Raw genomic sequence first — 14,648 nt, 5'->3', positions numbered from 1 at the left:
AGGCCATGACGGAATATTCCGACGAAACGCTGATGGCTTTTGCCGATGGCATGCTGGACGAACCGCTGTTTTCGACCGTGGCAGAGGCCGTGGAACAGGATGCGGCGCTGGCTGAGCGGCTGGAGCAGCTGGTCGATGGCGCAAGTCTCGCCCGCGAGGGCTTTGCGCCCCTGCTGGAGCCGGTGCCGGCCGAGCTTGAGGCCTCGGTGCGGGCGATGATTGCTCGCAAGGCGCGCAAGCCGCTTTGGGACCGGCAGATCAGCCTGGCCTGGCTGTTTCCGGTGGCCGGTGTTGCTGCCTGCGTCGCAGCGGTGGTGGTCGCGGCGCCCATGCTGCGGCCGTCCTCCGACCCGTCCTGGGGCGGGGTCGAACAGAGCCAGCTGCAGGCAGCGCTCGACAGCGTGCCTTCGGGCGCTGACCAAGCGTTGGAGGATGGACGCGTGTTGCATGCCGTCGCCAGCTTCACCGACAGCGAAGGCAGGCTCTGCCGCGAATTCGAAGTGCCGGGCTATGTGATGGTCGCCTGCCGCGCACAGTCAGAGTGGCAGGTCAGCATGGTCGTGGCCAATGGCACGGCGGAGGGCTATCAGACGGCATCGGGCCTTGCCGCACTCGATGCATATCTCGCCGAGATCGGCGCCAGCGCTCCCTTGCTGGATGCCGAAGAGCGCACCGTTCTTGGCCTGATTGGCCGATAGGTGGATTTCTTGAAGGTCGGTTGGGGCGAGAACGTCCATCTCTAGCGATCCGGCGAGGATGGCGGCTTTCGGGCAGCCTCGTTCGCGATCTGAACGACCGTGATGGGGTCGATAACGGCCCGGCACCTTTCGGGTGGAAAGCGAAGTAGCTGACTTCTCCAGCGCTTTGTCCACCAACTGCCATCCAACAGTTCGCCAGTAAAATCAGTCTTCAAGCGATGCTGTAGGCGGGACCGGAAGCAAACTCTCTCGCTGCCTGTAGGAATGCCGCGAACGCGGCAGGCGGATTCTTCCTGCCTGGATAATAAAACGCCAGCGGGGGGAGCGCCGGTGTCCAATCTTCCAGCACTTGCACCAGTCGCCCGGATGCTATGTCGTCCCGCACGTCGGCTGCCATGACATAGCCAAGTCCGATGCCATCCTGCGCAGCAATCCGGACCAGGCTGGACTCGTCGAGCGTAATAGCGCCCTGCACGTCAATCTGAACCGCCTCACCCTCTCGTTCAAAACGCCATCGCAACATTGCGTTGTTCGGCAAGCGGGCTCGGATGCACTTGAACCGATAAAGGTCCGCAGGGACGATAGGTTTGCCATGGCTGCGCACGAAAGCGGGTGACGCGACCACGACATTTTGACGCTCCCGTCCAAGGGTCAGCGCGATCATGTCGGTAGGGACCAGATTGACGGGCCTTAGCCCGATATCGAAACCGCTGGCGACGATATCCACCAGCTTCCCCTCGGTGACCAAATCGATGTGCACCAGCGGATAGCGTCGAAGAAAAGGGAGTATGAGCGGCTCCATAACCTCGCGGGCAGCTGATGCGAACGCATTGATGCGCAACGTCCCGCTCGGTGTTTCTTGCAAGGATTGAGCCCCAAGAACGGCGTCATGGATATCCGTCATCGCGGGCCCAATCCGCTCGACGAAAACCCTCCCAGCATCGGTCAGGGCAACGCTTCGTGTCGTGCGGTTGAACAGGCGGATGCCAAGGCGAAGTTCGAGCTTGGCTATGGCATTGCTCAGGCTGGTCGTGGACAGGCCAAGATCAAGCGCTGCGGCGCGAAACGAGCCTTGCCGAGCGATGCTGAGAACCGCGTCCAATTCAGAAAGCAAATCCCGGGCCATTATCCCTGTTTCCGCAACTCCACATTCCTATTTATGTCGCTTATCGACGGAATGGTCGAGGACTAAATTCCAGATACCGGATCCAACGGAGACGGGCCCGCAGTCGGCAAGGCTGCAAAATCTGGAGATACCCAAATGACCATCAAATTGCCCTCAAGCATCGAGGCTTACTTCACCGCCGAACGCGACGGCGGCCCGGACGAACTGGCCGCTGTCTTCACTGAAAATGCCATCATCAAAGATGCTGGTGAGGACCTAATGGGGCATGCTGCCATCCGCCAATGGAAGGTCGACTATTCGAACAAGTTCGGGCCGACCGTTACCGAGCCGTTCTTCATCACCAAAGAGAACGGCAAGACGCTGGTGACAGCGCATGTGTCCGGGGAGTTCCCCGGTAGCCCGATCGACCTCCGGTATTTCTTCATCCTCTCTGGCGACAAGATTGCCGAGCTGGAAATCACGGTATGACACCGTTTCTCACACTGGAGGGCCGCCGGGCACTGATCACCGGCGGCACCATGGGCGCCGGCGCTGCAACAGTAGCGCTTTTCCAAGAGCTGGGCGCGCGTGTGTTGACCACCGCCCGCACCAAGCCAACCAACTTCACCGGGGCAGCATTCGTTGAGGCAGACCTAACCACGAATGCCGGCGTTCGAGCCGTCGTCGACGCGGTGCACCGCGAACTGGGCGGAATCGATATCCTGGTCAATGTCCTTGGCGGGTCGTCGTCGCCTTCGGGTGGCTTCGCCGCGCTCAACGACGAAGAATGGGACAAGGAGTTCAATCTCAACTTCTTCCCGGCAGTCAGGCTCGATCGGGCGTTGATCCCCGCCATGATCGCTCAAGGCAAGGGTGTTGTTATCCACGTCACCTCGATCCAGAACCGCCTGCCCCTGCCTGAGGCTACGACTGGCTATGCATCGGCCAAGGCAGCGCTCAACACCTACAGCAAGAGCATCTCCAAGGAGGTGTCCGCGAAGGGCGTGCGCGTGGTGCGCGTGTCTCCTGGCTGGATTGCAGATCCAGGACAGAATGGTCTTGCGCTCCGCATCGCCGAGCAGGCGGGGATCGACTACGACGCAGCGGTGCAGGTCATCATGGATTCGCTGGGCGGCATACCACTGGGACGGCCAGCCAAGCCGCAGGAAGTTGCCGATTTGATAGCATTTCTTGCATCGGATCGAGCGTCTTCCATCACCGGCACGGAGCATGTGATCGACGGCGGCACCGTTCCGACCACCTGAGTGTCCGACGTACGCAATCGTCGACTTCCGACATCAACGCACAAGGGTGGGCACAGATTTATATGTGCCCATCTTGTCTGCGCACCGTCTCCATTTTGCCACCTGACTCTGCGTAGTTGGCATTACCAAACTGAGGGAAAATCGCATGACGAAATACATGGCCGCGGTCGCGATCGTTCTTTTGGGTGCTCTGCCGGCCTTCGCCGCATCCGGAGACGCCTGGGCAGAATTCGTTGCGAAAGTTGAAGAGAGCTGTGTCGCCGCCGCCGAAGGAACATTCGAAAACCCGCAGGCCATCGTAGATCCCTTCGGTAGCGAGAATTATGGCCTGGCCATTGTCACAGGGACCGGCGCGTCCGGAAGGGTGGCAGCCATCATCTGCGTTTTCGACAAGCAAACCGAGACGGTGCAGATAGGCGGAGAACTCGATGTCAGCGTCACATCCAACGACTAGGGCCCAGCCTGGATGAGACGGCCGCTTTTGGGCTCATTGGCGCCAACGTTGAATGGCCGGGATGGGGTCAGCTGGCCCGACGCCATCGGGGTGGTGGTCGGATTGGCGGCTCCGAGATAGATTTCAGGGATAGAGGCCCCTCTGTCGGTCGCCTCTAGAAATCCAGCCGGCATGCTTCCGGTTCGCCGGACTGCATGTCCCAATAGTCGTGGCCGTCGCCGTCTTCGTCCTCATAGAGACTTTCGACGAAGGTCCGGAAGGAGGGGGCCTGCAGGCAGAGATAGTCATTTTCGGGGGACGACCAGGTGCCGCCATGATTACGCACCCAGCTATAGACATGGCCATGATCGTGCGGCCGAAGCGACAGGACAAGTTCGATCAGGCCAGGATCCCGGCCGATGACGAGGCTTTCCATAGGGAGCCTGTCGCCAAGTTCCTCGCGCCAGGTCACGACGCGGTGCCAGTCGTTGAGGGGATCGAGGAAATGCTCTGTCGGATTTGGCTCATCGCCCGGCTCTCGCGCTGTATGCCTGAACATGAGCGGATAGACGCGACCGCCGTTATATCGCGTCATGAAGGCGCGGTAGTCATTCGGCAGGCGCATGCCGCTTGAATGCTCCCAGGCTTCGATGGCTTCGACCACCTGCTCGTTTGCCCTTCCAGTCTGAAGCCGCTTGATCCATCGTTGCGTCATTGAATTCTCACCACGCTATAGTCGGTCTACCGGTCTGCATAGGCAGGAAGGCGCCCGCCATTCGACGATATCCTGCAATCAATCATAATCCTATGACGCTGGCTCGGTTCTGGATCTGGTGACCAGCCTACAAGGTGGGCGGCGATAACTGCGGTACGTTGAAGGTCAAAACCAAGTCCACTTTGAACGCGGCGGCGTGCTTCGCTGATCGATCCCAACGCGGTCGGCAACGGACTGGCCTGCTGCCCAACAAACAAAAGGTCCGCAGCGGCTTTCGCCACTACGGACCTGTAGAACATCGGCCGGCCGCGCTGTTGAGGGCTTGGGGGACAAGCGGCCCTGCGCAATGCTCCTCGCTCACCGGTTTGCATGGGTCGCTTGCCGTGCCAGTGAACTTGCACAAGAGATGGTGGCCAATTGCGGCGAGAAAAGTAGCGCTCACACCGAAGTGAGATTCATGACGGACGTCAGCGCTTTGTTGATGCTGCGCCGCTAAGCTGTCATTTGATGACGATAGACGCTTCAGCCCAATGCAGCGCTAACCCAATGAAGACGACGGCTCAATCCGGGGCCGCGAGATGAAAGAGCACAGATGACCACGATCAGCCCACCCCGCCTCGACAAGCAGAGCTTTACCGATCCGGAAAAGGCCTGGGAGTATCTGGCTGAGCTCTATCATCGCAATACCGGCTTCATCCGCAGCCATCTCGACGCCCTGGCCAAGGGCGTGGTGCCAGAGGGCCGTGTGCGCGCCTGCTATCCGCAGGTGGAAGTGCGGTCCACCAGCTATTCCAAGACCGAGAGCACCCTCCCCTATGGCTTCCTGCACACCCCAGGGCTTTATCGCACCACGGTAACCGCGCCCGAACTGTTCCGCACCTATTTCCAGGAGCAGTTCACCGTCATCCTGAAAAACCACGGCGGCACCATCGACATCACCGAATCGGATACGCCGATCCCGCTGCATTTTGCCGTACGGCCCAATGAAAGAATCGACGGCGAGGCGCTGAACGCGCTCAACATTCCGCTGCGCGACATGTTCGATGCGCCTGACCTCGGCAACACCGACGACGAAATCGCCAATGGCACTTTCGTGCCCCCCAAGGGCGGCCCCTACCCGCTATCGGCCTTCACCGCGCCACGCGTCGACTATTCGCTGTTCCGGCTGAGCCACTATTCGGGCACCGATCCCAGCCATTTCCAGAATTTCGTGATCTTCACCAATTACGCCTTCTACATCGACGAGTTCTGCCGCGTGGCCAAGCAGTATATGGCTGACGGGCACCCCCATTATGAGAGCTTCATCGAGCCGGGCAATGTGGTCACCGACAATGCGCTGCGCGGCGGCACTGTCGCCGGCACGGCGCCGGTGCGTGCGCCGCAGATGCCGGCCTATCATCTGACGGCGGATCGTGGTCGCGGGATCACCATGGTCAATATCGGCGTCGGCCCGTCCAACGCCAAGACGATCACCGACCATATCGCCGTGTTGCGCCCGCATGCCTGGATCATGCTGGGCCATTGTGCCGGCCTGCGCAACTCTCAGGAACTGGGCGACTATGTGCTGGCCCATGCCTATGTGCGCGAGGACCACGTGCTCGATGCCGACCTTCCGCTGTCGGTGCCGATTCCCGCACTGGCCGAAATCCAGGTGGCGCTGGAACAGGCGGTGCATGAGATCACCGATACCGAAGGCGTCGAGACCAAGAAGATCATGCGCACCGGCACGGTGGCGAGCTTTGACAACCGCAACTGGGAGCTACGCGACCAGACGGAAATCACTCGACAGCTCAGCCAGTCGCGCGCCGTGGCGCTGGACATGGAATCGGCGACTATCGCGGCAAACGGCTTCCGCTTCAGGGTGCCCTATGGGACCCTGCTCTGCGTTTCCGACAAGCCGCTGCATGGCGAGCTGAAGCTCCCCGGCATGGCCTCGGATTTTTATCGCACGCAGGTCAACCGGCATCTGCAGATCGGTTTACGGGCGATGGAGATCCTGCGCGACCAGCCGGCGGAGCGGCTGCACTCGCGCAAACTGCGCAGCTTCGCGGAGACGGCGTTTCAATGAATGCGCATTATTTTGCGCATCACCACTTGATGATATAGGTTCCATGCGCAATATTGTGCGCATGGAGTGCTTTGCGCATGCAGCACGAAACCAATACCGGCAAGATCGTTGCTCGGCTGCTTCGCGAAGGCTGGGAAGAGGCCGGCGGAACCAAGCACGCCAAGTTTCGCAAGCCTGACCATCCCTTCATCTTAGTGCCCCGGCATCGCACTTTGACACCCGGCGTGGCACAATCAATCGCCAGGATTGCAGGCTGGACGAAGTAGGAGAACCAATATGTCCCGCTACATCGCTGTCATCGACTATGATGAGACAGAAGAGTTGTATGGAGCCTACTTCCCGGACGCCCTCGGCTGCACCGCCATGGGCGTGACGGAAGAAGAGGTCGTCGCCAATGCAACGGACGCACTGTCGGAATGGGTAACCGATATGGTGGGCGACGGTCAGGACGTTCCCGAGCCTCGCAGCTATGCCCAGTTGCTGAAGTCGAATGAATACGGATTGGGAACAGGTGGCATGATCGCGACCATTCCCCTTTATTTCGAAAGTGGCCGATCGGTACGCGCCAATCTTTCGCTTGATGCAGGACTGTTGCAGTCCATCGACAGCGAAGCTGCCCACCTCGGGATAACCCGCTCAGCCTTCCTTGCCGCTGCAGCGCGCGACAAGCTCAAGCGGTCTGCCTGAAACAAAAAAGCCCGACATCGCTGCCGGGCTTTTTCATTTTCGCGCTGCCGAGGCTTAGCGGCCCTTGACCACCGAGTAGCCGGCATACTTGGCGCTTTCGCCGAGCTGTTCCTCGATGCGGATCAGCTGGTTGTACTTGGCGATACGGTCGGAACGGCTTAGCGAGCCGGTCTTGATCTGGCCGCAGTTAAGAGCGACGGCGAGGTCGGCAATGGTCGAATCCTCGGTTTCGCCCGAGCGGTGCGACATGACCGAGGTATAGCCGGCGCGGTGCGCAGTATCGACGGCGTTGAGCGTTTCGCTGAGCGAGCCGATCTGGTTGACCTTGACGAGGATTGAGTTGGCGACGCCCATCTTGATGCCCGAACGCAGGCGTTCGGAATTGGTGACGAAGAGATCGTCGCCGACCAACTGGACCTTCTTGCCGATGGCATCGGTCAGGGCCTTCCAGCCGTCCCAGTCGTCTTCGGCCATGCCGTCTTCGATGGTGATGATCGGGAAGCGATTGGCCAGGTCTTCGAGGAAGCGGACGTTGTCGTCAGAGGAGAGCGACTTGCCCTCGCCGACCATCTCGTATTTGCCGTTCTTGTAGTATTCGGTCGAGGCGCAATCGAGGCCGAGGAACACATCCTCGCCCGGACGGTAGCCGGCCTTTTCAATGGAACGCATGATGTAGCCGAGGGCTTCATCGGCCGACTTGAGGTTGGGGGCGAAACCGCCTTCGTCACCGACATTGGTGTTGTGGCCTTCGGACGACAGACCCTTCTTGAGGGTATGGAAGATTTCCGATCCGATGCGGACGGCGTCGGCCAGGTTTTCGGCACCCGCGGGCAGGATCATGAATTCCTGCATGTCGATCGGGTTGTCGGCATGCTCGCCACCATTGATGATGTTCATCATCGGCACGGGCAGGACATGGGCGTTGGGGCCGCCGATATAGCGGTAGAAGGGCAGCTCGCTCGACTCGGCAGCGGCCTTGGCCACGGCCAGCGACACGCCGAGGATGGCGTTCGCGCCGAGCTTGGACTTGTTGGGCGTGCCATCGAGTTCGATCATGGCCTGGTCGACAGCCAGCTGGTCGAGGGCATCCATGCCCTGGATTTCATCGAAGATCGCGGTATTGATGTTCTCGACGGCCTGGGTCACACCCTTGCCATTGTACTTCTTGCCGCCATCGCGCAGCTCGACCGCTTCATGCGCGCCGGTGGAGGCGCCTGAGGGAACGGCGGCGCGGCCGAAGCTGCCATCGTCCAGCACCACATCGACTTCGACCGTGGGATTGCCGCGGCTGTCGTAGATCTGGCGGCCGGAAACGTGGATGATTGAAGACATGGAAAGCCCTTCCCCCGGTGGGTAATGTCGTTGCGTGCGCCACTCCTAGACTTGCCTTGTGACAAGGAAAAGAGGGCATGGCCAAAAAAATGCAAAAGGGCCGCGACAAGCGCGGCCCTTCTGGATGGAAGCCTGTAAGGCTCAGTCCGAGGTCTGGCGGATCAGTCCGAAGGCGACAAGCGTCAGCACGGCGGCGATGATCATGTAGTAGCCAACCGTGTGCAGGCCATAGGTGCTGGCCAGGTAGGTGGCGATATAGGGCGCAAAGCTGGCGCCGAAGATGCCGCCGAGGTTGAAGGTCAGCGAGGCGCCGGTATAGCGCACGGCGGTGGGAAAAGGCGCGGCAAGCGCCGTGCCCAGCGGGCCATAGGTCATGCCCATCAGCGCAAAGCCGATGCAGAGGAAGCCCAGCACGCCAAAGATATTGCCGGCACCCAGCAGCGGCGCGAGGATCAGGCCAAAGACGCCAATGCCGATCGAAACGCCCACCATAACCTTGCGCATGCCGAACTTGTCGGCAAGCACTGCAGCGATCGGAATGAAGGCACCAAAGAACAGCACGCCCACCATCTGCAGGATCAGGAACTCTTCGCGGCTATAGCCGAGCGTTCCTGTGCCATAGCTCAGCGAGAACACGGTCATGATGTAGAACAGCACGAAGGTCGCCAGCGCCGCCATGGTGCCGAGCAGCAGGCTCAGCTTGTGCGACTTGAAGACGTCAAAGAACGGCACTTCGACGCGCTCGGCCTTTTCGATCGCCTTGGCGAATTCGGGCGTCTCGGTGATCTTGAGACGGATGAAGAGGCCAAAGATCACGAGGAAGGCGCTGGCGAGGAACGGCACGCGCCAGCCCCAGCTCATGAAGGCATCATCGCCCAGGAAATGCGCCAGCACGAGGAAAATGGTGGTGGCAAAGAAGAAACCGACCGGCGCACCCAGCTGGGGGAACATGCCATACCAGGCACGCTTTCCCTCGGGGGCGTTTTCGGTGGCGAGCAGCACGGCGCCGCCCCATTCACCGCCAAGGCCCAGGCCCTGGCCGAGACGGCACAGCGCCAGCAGCAGCGGCGCCCACACGCCGATCTGCGCATAGGTCGGCAGCGCGCCGATCAGCACGGTGGAAATGCCCATGGTCAGCAGCGCCGCAACCAGCGTCGCCTTGCGGCCGATCTTGTCGCCGAAATGGCCGAAGATGGCGGCGCCCACCGGGCGGGCCATGAAGGCGATGGCAAAGGTCGCCAGCGACTGCAGCAGCGCCGAAGCGTCATCGCCTGCCGGGAAGAAGAGATGCGGGAACACGATCACGGCCGCGGTGGCGTAGATGTAGAAATCGAAGAACTCGATCGTCGTGCCGATCATGCTCGCCGCCAGCACGCGGCGGGCGGAATTGCCGACGGGTGGAACCGTGGCGGTATCAGTTGCGATGGTCATTTGAAGTCCGGGGTGTCAAGTCTGGGGCCAGAGGCTCGTGGCGCGCCTCCATCCCCAAATTCGCGCCAGAACCAATCGTTGGCGTGGGCGTACCGCATGGTACGCCTCATGGCAAGAGCCTGTTCACGCGACTGTGGGACATGTCTGACACGATGCACATGATTTTGCCGCAAGTTGTGCCAAGACAGAAGCCATGCTGACTCGCCCCCTCCTCATCGCCGCCGCCCTTCTCGCCACCCTGCCCGCTTCGGCGCAGACGCTTGATCTGACATCCATTCTCGACCAGGCCGCCGAGCTCGAACCGCTGGAAGCGGTGATGGTCTCGCTGGACGGGGAAATCGTCGCCGAGCGCGGCTATGGCGGCAATTCGGTGGATGATCCGACCAATATCAAATCCGCCTCCAAAACCGTCATCTCCGCCCTGATCGGCATGGCCATAGACCGCGGCGAGATCGAAAGTGTCGACCAGCCCATCGCCGATTTCCTCGCCGATGACTTTCCCGACGACGCCGACCCCCGACTGAACGAAATCACCGTGGGCAATCTGCTCTCCATGCAGGCGGGCCTCGCGCCGACCTCGGGTCCCAACTACGGCCGCTGGGTCGCGAGCGCCAATTGGGTGCGCAACGCGCTGGCGCAGGATTTCGAAACCGATCCTGGCGGAGCGATGCTCTATTCCACCGGCTCCAGCCACCTGCTCTCCGCAATCCTCACCGAAGCGACCGGGGAAAGCGCGCTGGCCAATGCGCATGACTGGTTCGAGCCAGTGGACGACTTCCACATCGGCGGCTGGGAGCGCGATCCTCAGGGCATCTATCTCGGCGGCAACCAGATGGCGATGAGCCCGCGCTCGCTGCTGGCCTTTGGCGAGGTCTATCGCAATGACGGCCTCAATGCCGACGGCGAACGCATTCTTTCGCAGGACTGGATCGACCAGTCCTGGACCGAACGCACCAAGTCACGCTTCACAGGCGATGGCTATGGTTATGGCTGGTTCCTGCGCAATATCGGCGGCGAGGATGTGCGCTATGCCTGGGGCTATGGCGGGCAGATGCTCTATATCGTGCCCAGTCTCGAGCTCAGCGTGGTGATGACTTCGGACGAGAATTCGCCCTCCGCCGCCAACGGCCATCGCGACGCGCTGCATGCGCTTCTGGGCGAGATCATCGGTGCGGTGAGGGAAGAGGCCGTCGCCTCGGCCGCGGCGGAGTGAACATCGCGCGTCACCCTCGGGCTTGACCCGAGGGCTCTACACTTTCGGCGCATCGATCAAGTTCAGTCTCCTCGGGTCAAGCCCGAGGATGACGGCCGGTGGGTGTGGTAGTCTTCCTAACCCAGCTTTTGCGCCCGACCCGTGGCCGCATGTTCCGTGCGGTCGCGTTCGGTGACCGCGGCCAAGTCGATGATCTTCTGCAGGTCCGCCGCATGGCGGAAGCTGGGCTCCTGGTTGACGCCCGTGCGGACCGCTTCGGCGAAGCGCGCGTAATTGGTCGGTGTCGGCTCGGCAGCCACTTCCGTCCACTTCGCCGCTTCCACGTCATCGCCCAAGCAGGTCATGAGCTTTGGCACGTGACTGGTATCGGTCACCTCCACAGCCCCCTGTTCGCCATAGATGCGCAGGCGCAGGTCATTGAGATGGCCAGTACCCCAGCGCGTGGCGTGAATGGCCGCCATGGCGCCATTGTCCATCTCCGCGGTCATCACGAAGGTGTCGTTGGCATCGAGGTCATATTCGCCGATGCGATGGTTTTCGGCCTTGTCGAAAGTCTGCAAGCGGAAGAACGCCGTCTTGTAGTCGCAGCCGGCGGCATAGGAGGCGAAATCGAGAATGTGGATACCGACATCGCCCAGGACGCCATTGGAGCCATGCTTGGTGCTCAGCCGCCAGAGCCAGGTCGGGGACGCCCGCCAGTCGCCCCAGGCCTTCGAGATCAGCCAGCTCTGCAGATAGCTTGCCTCGATATGCTTGACCTTGCCGATCGCGCCCGCCTTGATCAGCTCATGCGCCTTCTGCAGCTGCGGCACATTGCGATAGGTCAGGTTGACCATGTTGGCGAGGCCCAGAGCCTCCGCCTTCTCGGTCATTTCCAGTGCCTTGGCGTGATCGGTTGCCAGCGGCTTCTCGCAGAACACATGCTTGCCCGCGTCGAGCAGCTGCATCGTGGTGGGATAATGCACCCGGTCGGGCGTGATATTGGTCACGGCATCGAACTCGCCCCAGGCCAGGGCCTCGTCCAGCGTGGCAAAGCCACGCGGAATGCCATGCAATGCGAGGAATTCAGCGAGCTTTTCGGCATCGGTATCGACTGCCGCGACGATCTCGACGCCCGGGACGTCATTGAACCCCTTGACGTGCAAGCGGGCCATTCCCCCGGTTCCGAGCATGAGAAGACGCATGGCAATTCCTTTCGCTAGGGCGCTTCGGGCAAGAGTGCACACCACCTTGCGGTTCGAAAGCGCGACAAGACATGACCTGGAGCGCTCGCGCGTCTCCAGGCAAACATTGGCCTAGCGATAAGTCTTGGATGTCCAAAGGGTTGCGCGGAAACTACTCGTCGCGCTTGTGGCCGTCGATCTTGCGGTCGACCAGGGCTTTTTCGGCGGTCTGCTGCTGCTTTTCCGCCTTGGTTCGCCCGAAGCTGATCCGGTTCTGCTCGGCCTGCGCATCCCTGGACGCGCGGGCCTTGGCTTTACGGGCCTTCGAGAGCGAGAGGATCTCGGCCATGATCAGGTGCTGAGATTACATATCAGGCGCATCACGCCCTGGTCGTTGTCGAGCAGGACGACATGGCCGAAATCGACCGACATCTCTTCCTCGTCGAGCATGGCCTGTGACTGTTCGACCAGTGGGTCGAACTGCGCGGTGACAGCGCTTTCGTCGCCGACAAAGCGCACCGCGGCAACGAACATGCCGGCGTCGTCCTGGTTGACGAAGTCGATACCCACCACCGGCTGCCCATGCCACTGGCCCGGCAGCGGCAGGTGATAGATTTGGGCGCCTTCGCCATCACCCTCATGGGTTGGTTCGCCGACGACATCGGCATAGCCTTCCGGGACGGCCAGCGTGCCGCCATCCCTGGTCGTCGGACGCAGGCTCGCGATGAGATCGTAAAGCGGCTCGCTGAAATCACAGCCCTGCACGAAACCATCCAGCAGCGGCGTCAGGTCGAGGCCTTCCGCTTTGTCCTTGGCCAGACTTGGGCCGGCCAGAAGGGCCAGCGCGGTGGAAGCGAGGACGAGCGAGAAAACCTGACGCATGCTGAAAACTCCTAAACGAGACGGCTTTGCTCCATCGCGGCCGAAATGAAGCTGGTGAAAAGCGGATGGGGCTCAAATGGCTTGGACTTCAGTTCCGGGTGGAACTGCACGCCGATAAACCACGGATGATCGGTGCGCTCGACGATTTCGGGCAGCTTGCCATCGGGCGAGACGCCCGAAAACAGCAGGCCGTTCTTCTCGAGGAGCTTGCGATAGTCCATGTTGACTTCGTAGCGGTGACGATGACGCTCGGAAATGCGGGTACTGCCATAGATGTCGGCAACGCGCGAGCCTCGGGTCAGTTGGGCCGGATAGGCGCCGAGGCGGAGCGTGCCGCCCATGTCGCCTTCCTTGCCACGGGTCTCGGTATCATTGCCCTTGACCCATTCGGTCATCATGCCGACGACGGCATCCTTGGTGGGGCCGAATTCGGTCGAGGAGGCATTCTTGATACCGGCCGTGTTGCGGGCTGCTTCGACGCAGGCCATCTGCATGCCAAAGCAGATGCCGAAATAGGGCACGTCCTTGGTGCGGGCAAAGCGCGCCGCCTCGATCTTGCCCTGCGCGCCGCGTTCACCGAACCCCCCAGGGACCAGGATGCCGTGCACATGCTCGAGATAGGGTGCCGGATCGTCGCGCTCGAAGACTTCGGAATCAATCCACTGCAGGTTGACCTTGACCTTGTTGGCAATGCCGCCATGGGTCAGCGCTTCGGAGAGCGACTTATAGGCGTCCTTGAGGCCGGTATATTTGCCGACGATGGCAATATTGACCTCGCCCTCGGGATTGTGGAGGCGCGCGGAAACATCCTGCCATGGCGACAGATCCGGCTCCGGGGCGTCCTTGATGCCGAAGGCCGCGAGAATTTCGCTGTCGAGGCCTTCCTTATGATAGGCCAGCGGCACGTCATAGATCGACGCGACATCAAGGCCCTGGATCACGGCGCTTTCGCGCACGTTACAGAAGAGGCTGAGCTTCTTCTTCTCGCCCGCAGGAATCGGGCGATCGCAACGCACCAGCAGCACGTCGGGCGCGATGCCGATAGAACGCAGTTCCTTGACCGAATGCTGGGTCGGCTTGGTCTTGAGCTCGCCGGCCGAGGGAATATAGGGCATCAGCGTCAGATGCAGATAGCAGGTGTCGCCACGCGGCAGGTCATTGCCCAACTGGCGGATGGCTTCGAAGAACGGCAAGCCCTCGATATCGCCAACCGTGCCGCCGATCTCGACCAGCACGAAGTCGAAGTCTTCATTGCCGTCGATGACGAAATTCTTGATCGCGTCGGTGACGTGGGGAATGACCTGGACGGTGGCGCCCAGATATTCGCCGCGGCGTTCCTTGGCGAGGATGTCCGAATAGATGCGCCCGGTGGTGATATTGTCGGCCTTGGTGGCCGCACGCCCCGTGAAGCGCTCGTAGTGCCCCAGATCGAGATCGGTCTCGGCACCGTCATCGGTGACGAAGACTTCGCCGTGCTGGGTGGGCGACATCGTGCCCGGATCAATGTTGAGATAGGGGTCGAGCTTGCGCAGGCGGACCTTGTAGCCGCGCGCTTGCAGCACGGCGCCAATAGCTGCCGATGCCAAACCTTTACCCAATGAGGAGACCACGCCTCCGGTGATGAATACGTACCGAGCCATGGGCGTTCACCTTAAT

General features: G+C 61.2%; 16 protein-coding genes. 8 read left to right on the top strand and 8 right to left on the bottom strand.

All coding sequences use genetic code 11. The annotated features are described in order from the left end of the window. Window positions 1-5 precede the first annotated feature (5 nt). Window positions 6-698, top strand: a complete 693-nt coding sequence (locus P0Y65_06825; protein WEK05962.1) for a hypothetical protein — start codon at window positions 6-8, stop codon at window positions 696-698. 211 nt (window positions 699-909) lie between these two features. Here P0Y65_06825 and P0Y65_06820 read toward each other — a convergent pair whose 3' ends face one another. Further along, window positions 910-1,824: a LysR substrate-binding domain-containing protein gene (locus P0Y65_06820; protein ID WEK05961.1), complete on the bottom strand. Its 915-nt coding sequence runs from the start codon at window positions 1,822-1,824 to the stop codon at window positions 910-912. 135 nt (window positions 1,825-1,959) lie between these two features. Between P0Y65_06820 and P0Y65_06815 the strand changes: the two genes are divergently transcribed. The 3 genes from P0Y65_06815 (at window position 1,960) to P0Y65_06805 (ending at window position 3,522) form a co-directional block, all read left to right on the top strand. Continuing rightward, window positions 1,960-2,292 carry a nuclear transport factor 2 family protein gene (locus P0Y65_06815; protein ID WEK05960.1) on the top strand — a complete coding sequence of 111 codons (333 nt, stop codon included), beginning with the start codon at window positions 1,960-1,962 and terminating at the stop codon, window positions 2,290-2,292. Then, window positions 2,289-3,068 (top strand): SDR family oxidoreductase, encoded by a 780-nt coding sequence (locus P0Y65_06810; protein ID WEK05959.1) that lies wholly within the window; start codon window positions 2,289-2,291, stop codon window positions 3,066-3,068. Before P0Y65_06815 ends, P0Y65_06810 begins: the two co-directional genes overlap by 4 nt. A gap of 145 nt (window positions 3,069-3,213) precedes the next feature. Beyond that, window positions 3,214-3,522 carry a hypothetical protein gene (locus P0Y65_06805; protein ID WEK05958.1) on the top strand — a complete coding sequence of 103 codons (309 nt, stop codon included), beginning with the start codon at window positions 3,214-3,216 and terminating at the stop codon, window positions 3,520-3,522. Between the two features lie 154 nt (window positions 3,523-3,676). On the opposite strand, the gene P0Y65_06800 is transcribed toward P0Y65_06805, so the two are convergent. Next, window positions 3,677-4,216, bottom strand: coding sequence for an SMI1/KNR4 family protein (locus tag P0Y65_06800; GenBank protein ID WEK05957.1), 540 nt, complete (start codon window positions 4,214-4,216; stop codon window positions 3,677-3,679). Window positions 4,217-4,808: 592 nt separating this feature from the next. Here P0Y65_06800 and P0Y65_06795 point away from each other — a divergent pair. The 3 genes from P0Y65_06795 (at window position 4,809) to P0Y65_06785 (ending at window position 6,971) form a co-directional block, all read left to right on the top strand. Beyond that, complete coding sequence (locus P0Y65_06795) at window positions 4,809-6,284, top strand: AMP nucleosidase (GenBank protein ID WEK05956.1); 1,476 nt, start codon at window positions 4,809-4,811, stop codon at window positions 6,282-6,284. A 77-nt stretch (window positions 6,285-6,361) separates the two neighbouring features. Beyond that, a complete protein-coding gene (locus P0Y65_06790) occupies window positions 6,362-6,550 on the top strand; it encodes a type II toxin-antitoxin system HicA family toxin (protein WEK05955.1) in 189 nt (62 codons plus the stop codon). A 10-nt stretch (window positions 6,551-6,560) separates the two neighbouring features. Next, on the top strand, window positions 6,561-6,971 hold the full coding sequence (locus P0Y65_06785) for a type II toxin-antitoxin system HicB family antitoxin (protein WEK05954.1): 411 nt from the start codon (window positions 6,561-6,563) through the stop codon (window positions 6,969-6,971). Window positions 6,972-7,025: 54 nt separating this feature from the next. Here the strand turns inward: P0Y65_06785 and eno are convergent, their stop codons facing one another. Together eno and P0Y65_06775 are read right to left on the bottom strand one after the other, a co-directional pair. Further along, the gene (eno, locus tag P0Y65_06780) at window positions 7,026-8,303 is read right to left on the bottom strand and encodes a phosphopyruvate hydratase (protein ID WEK05953.1); all 1,278 of its coding nucleotides are present in this window, start codon (window positions 8,301-8,303) and stop codon (window positions 7,026-7,028) included. A gap of 141 nt (window positions 8,304-8,444) precedes the next feature. After that, window positions 8,445-9,734 carry an MFS transporter gene (locus P0Y65_06775; protein WEK05952.1) on the bottom strand — a complete coding sequence of 430 codons (1,290 nt, stop codon included), beginning with the start codon at window positions 9,732-9,734 and terminating at the stop codon, window positions 8,445-8,447. Window positions 9,735-9,927: 193 nt separating this feature from the next. Here P0Y65_06775 and P0Y65_06770 point away from each other — a divergent pair, with 193 nt between their 5' ends. Then, on the top strand, window positions 9,928-10,947 hold the full coding sequence (locus P0Y65_06770) for a serine hydrolase (protein WEK05951.1): 1,020 nt from the start codon (window positions 9,928-9,930) through the stop codon (window positions 10,945-10,947). Window positions 10,948-11,063: 116 nt separating this feature from the next. On the opposite strand, the gene P0Y65_06765 is transcribed toward P0Y65_06770, so the two are convergent. The 4 genes from P0Y65_06765 to P0Y65_06750 form a co-directional block, all read right to left on the bottom strand. Further along, the gene (locus tag P0Y65_06765; protein ID WEK05950.1) at window positions 11,064-12,131 is read right to left on the bottom strand and encodes a Gfo/Idh/MocA family oxidoreductase; all 1,068 of its coding nucleotides are present in this window, start codon (window positions 12,129-12,131) and stop codon (window positions 11,064-11,066) included. A 151-nt stretch (window positions 12,132-12,282) separates the two neighbouring features. Then, window positions 12,283-12,459 carry a DUF4169 family protein gene (locus P0Y65_06760; protein ID WEK05949.1) on the bottom strand — a complete coding sequence of 59 codons (177 nt, stop codon included), beginning with the start codon at window positions 12,457-12,459 and terminating at the stop codon, window positions 12,283-12,285. A 2-nt stretch (window positions 12,460-12,461) separates the two neighbouring features. Further along, entirely contained in the window at window positions 12,462-12,992 is a 531-nt protein-coding gene (locus P0Y65_06755) for a hypothetical protein (GenBank protein WEK05948.1), read from the bottom strand. An 11-nt stretch (window positions 12,993-13,003) separates the two neighbouring features. Further along, window positions 13,004-14,632, bottom strand: a complete 1,629-nt coding sequence (locus P0Y65_06750) for a CTP synthase (GenBank protein ID WEK05947.1) — start codon at window positions 14,630-14,632, stop codon at window positions 13,004-13,006. Between the last annotated feature and the right edge of the window lie 16 nt (window positions 14,633-14,648).

The sequence above is a fragment of the Candidatus Devosia phytovorans genome (assembly GCA_029202405.1).
Classification (GTDB): Bacteria; Pseudomonadota; Alphaproteobacteria; order Rhizobiales; family Devosiaceae; genus Devosia; species Devosia phytovorans.
The sequence above is the reverse complement of the archived record's forward strand: the minus strand, read 5'-3'. Positions and strand labels throughout refer to the sequence as shown.

What these genes read in the sequence shown, in the direction of transcription:
- P0Y65_06815 (WEK05960.1), top strand. Translation starts at nt 1,960, where the DNA reads ATGACCATCAAATTGCCCTCAAGCATCGAGGCTTACTTCACCGCCGAA.
- P0Y65_06765 (WEK05950.1), bottom strand. Translation starts at nt 12,131, where the DNA reads ATGCGTCTTCTCATGCTCGGAACCGGGGGAATGGCCCGCTTGCACGTC.
- P0Y65_06820 (WEK05961.1), bottom strand. Translation starts at nt 1,824, where the DNA reads ATGGCCCGGGATTTGCTTTCTGAATTGGACGCGGTTCTCAGCATCGCT.
- P0Y65_06775 (WEK05952.1), bottom strand. Translation starts at nt 9,734, where the DNA reads ATGACCATCGCAACTGATACCGCCACGGTTCCACCCGTCGGCAATTCC.
- P0Y65_06810 (WEK05959.1), top strand. Translation starts at nt 2,289, where the DNA reads ATGACACCGTTTCTCACACTGGAGGGCCGCCGGGCACTGATCACCGGC.
- P0Y65_06770 (WEK05951.1), top strand. Translation starts at nt 9,928, where the DNA reads ATGCTGACTCGCCCCCTCCTCATCGCCGCCGCCCTTCTCGCCACCCTG.
- eno (WEK05953.1), bottom strand. Translation starts at nt 8,303, where the DNA reads ATGTCTTCAATCATCCACGTTTCCGGCCGCCAGATCTACGACAGCCGC.
- P0Y65_06750 (WEK05947.1), bottom strand. Translation starts at nt 14,632, where the DNA reads ATGGCTCGGTACGTATTCATCACCGGAGGCGTGGTCTCCTCATTGGGT.
- P0Y65_06760 (WEK05949.1), bottom strand. Translation starts at nt 12,459, where the DNA reads ATGGCCGAGATCCTCTCGCTCTCGAAGGCCCGTAAAGCCAAGGCCCGC.
- P0Y65_06790 (WEK05955.1), top strand. Translation starts at nt 6,362, where the DNA reads ATGCAGCACGAAACCAATACCGGCAAGATCGTTGCTCGGCTGCTTCGC.
- P0Y65_06795 (WEK05956.1), top strand. Translation starts at nt 4,809, where the DNA reads ATGACCACGATCAGCCCACCCCGCCTCGACAAGCAGAGCTTTACCGAT.
- P0Y65_06755 (WEK05948.1), bottom strand. Translation starts at nt 12,992, where the DNA reads ATGCGTCAGGTTTTCTCGCTCGTCCTCGCTTCCACCGCGCTGGCCCTT.
- P0Y65_06805 (WEK05958.1), top strand. Translation starts at nt 3,214, where the DNA reads ATGACGAAATACATGGCCGCGGTCGCGATCGTTCTTTTGGGTGCTCTG.
- P0Y65_06800 (WEK05957.1), bottom strand. Translation starts at nt 4,216, where the DNA reads ATGACGCAACGATGGATCAAGCGGCTTCAGACTGGAAGGGCAAACGAG.
- P0Y65_06825 (WEK05962.1), top strand. Translation starts at nt 6, where the DNA reads ATGACGGAATATTCCGACGAAACGCTGATGGCTTTTGCCGATGGCATG.
- P0Y65_06785 (WEK05954.1), top strand. Translation starts at nt 6,561, where the DNA reads ATGTCCCGCTACATCGCTGTCATCGACTATGATGAGACAGAAGAGTTG.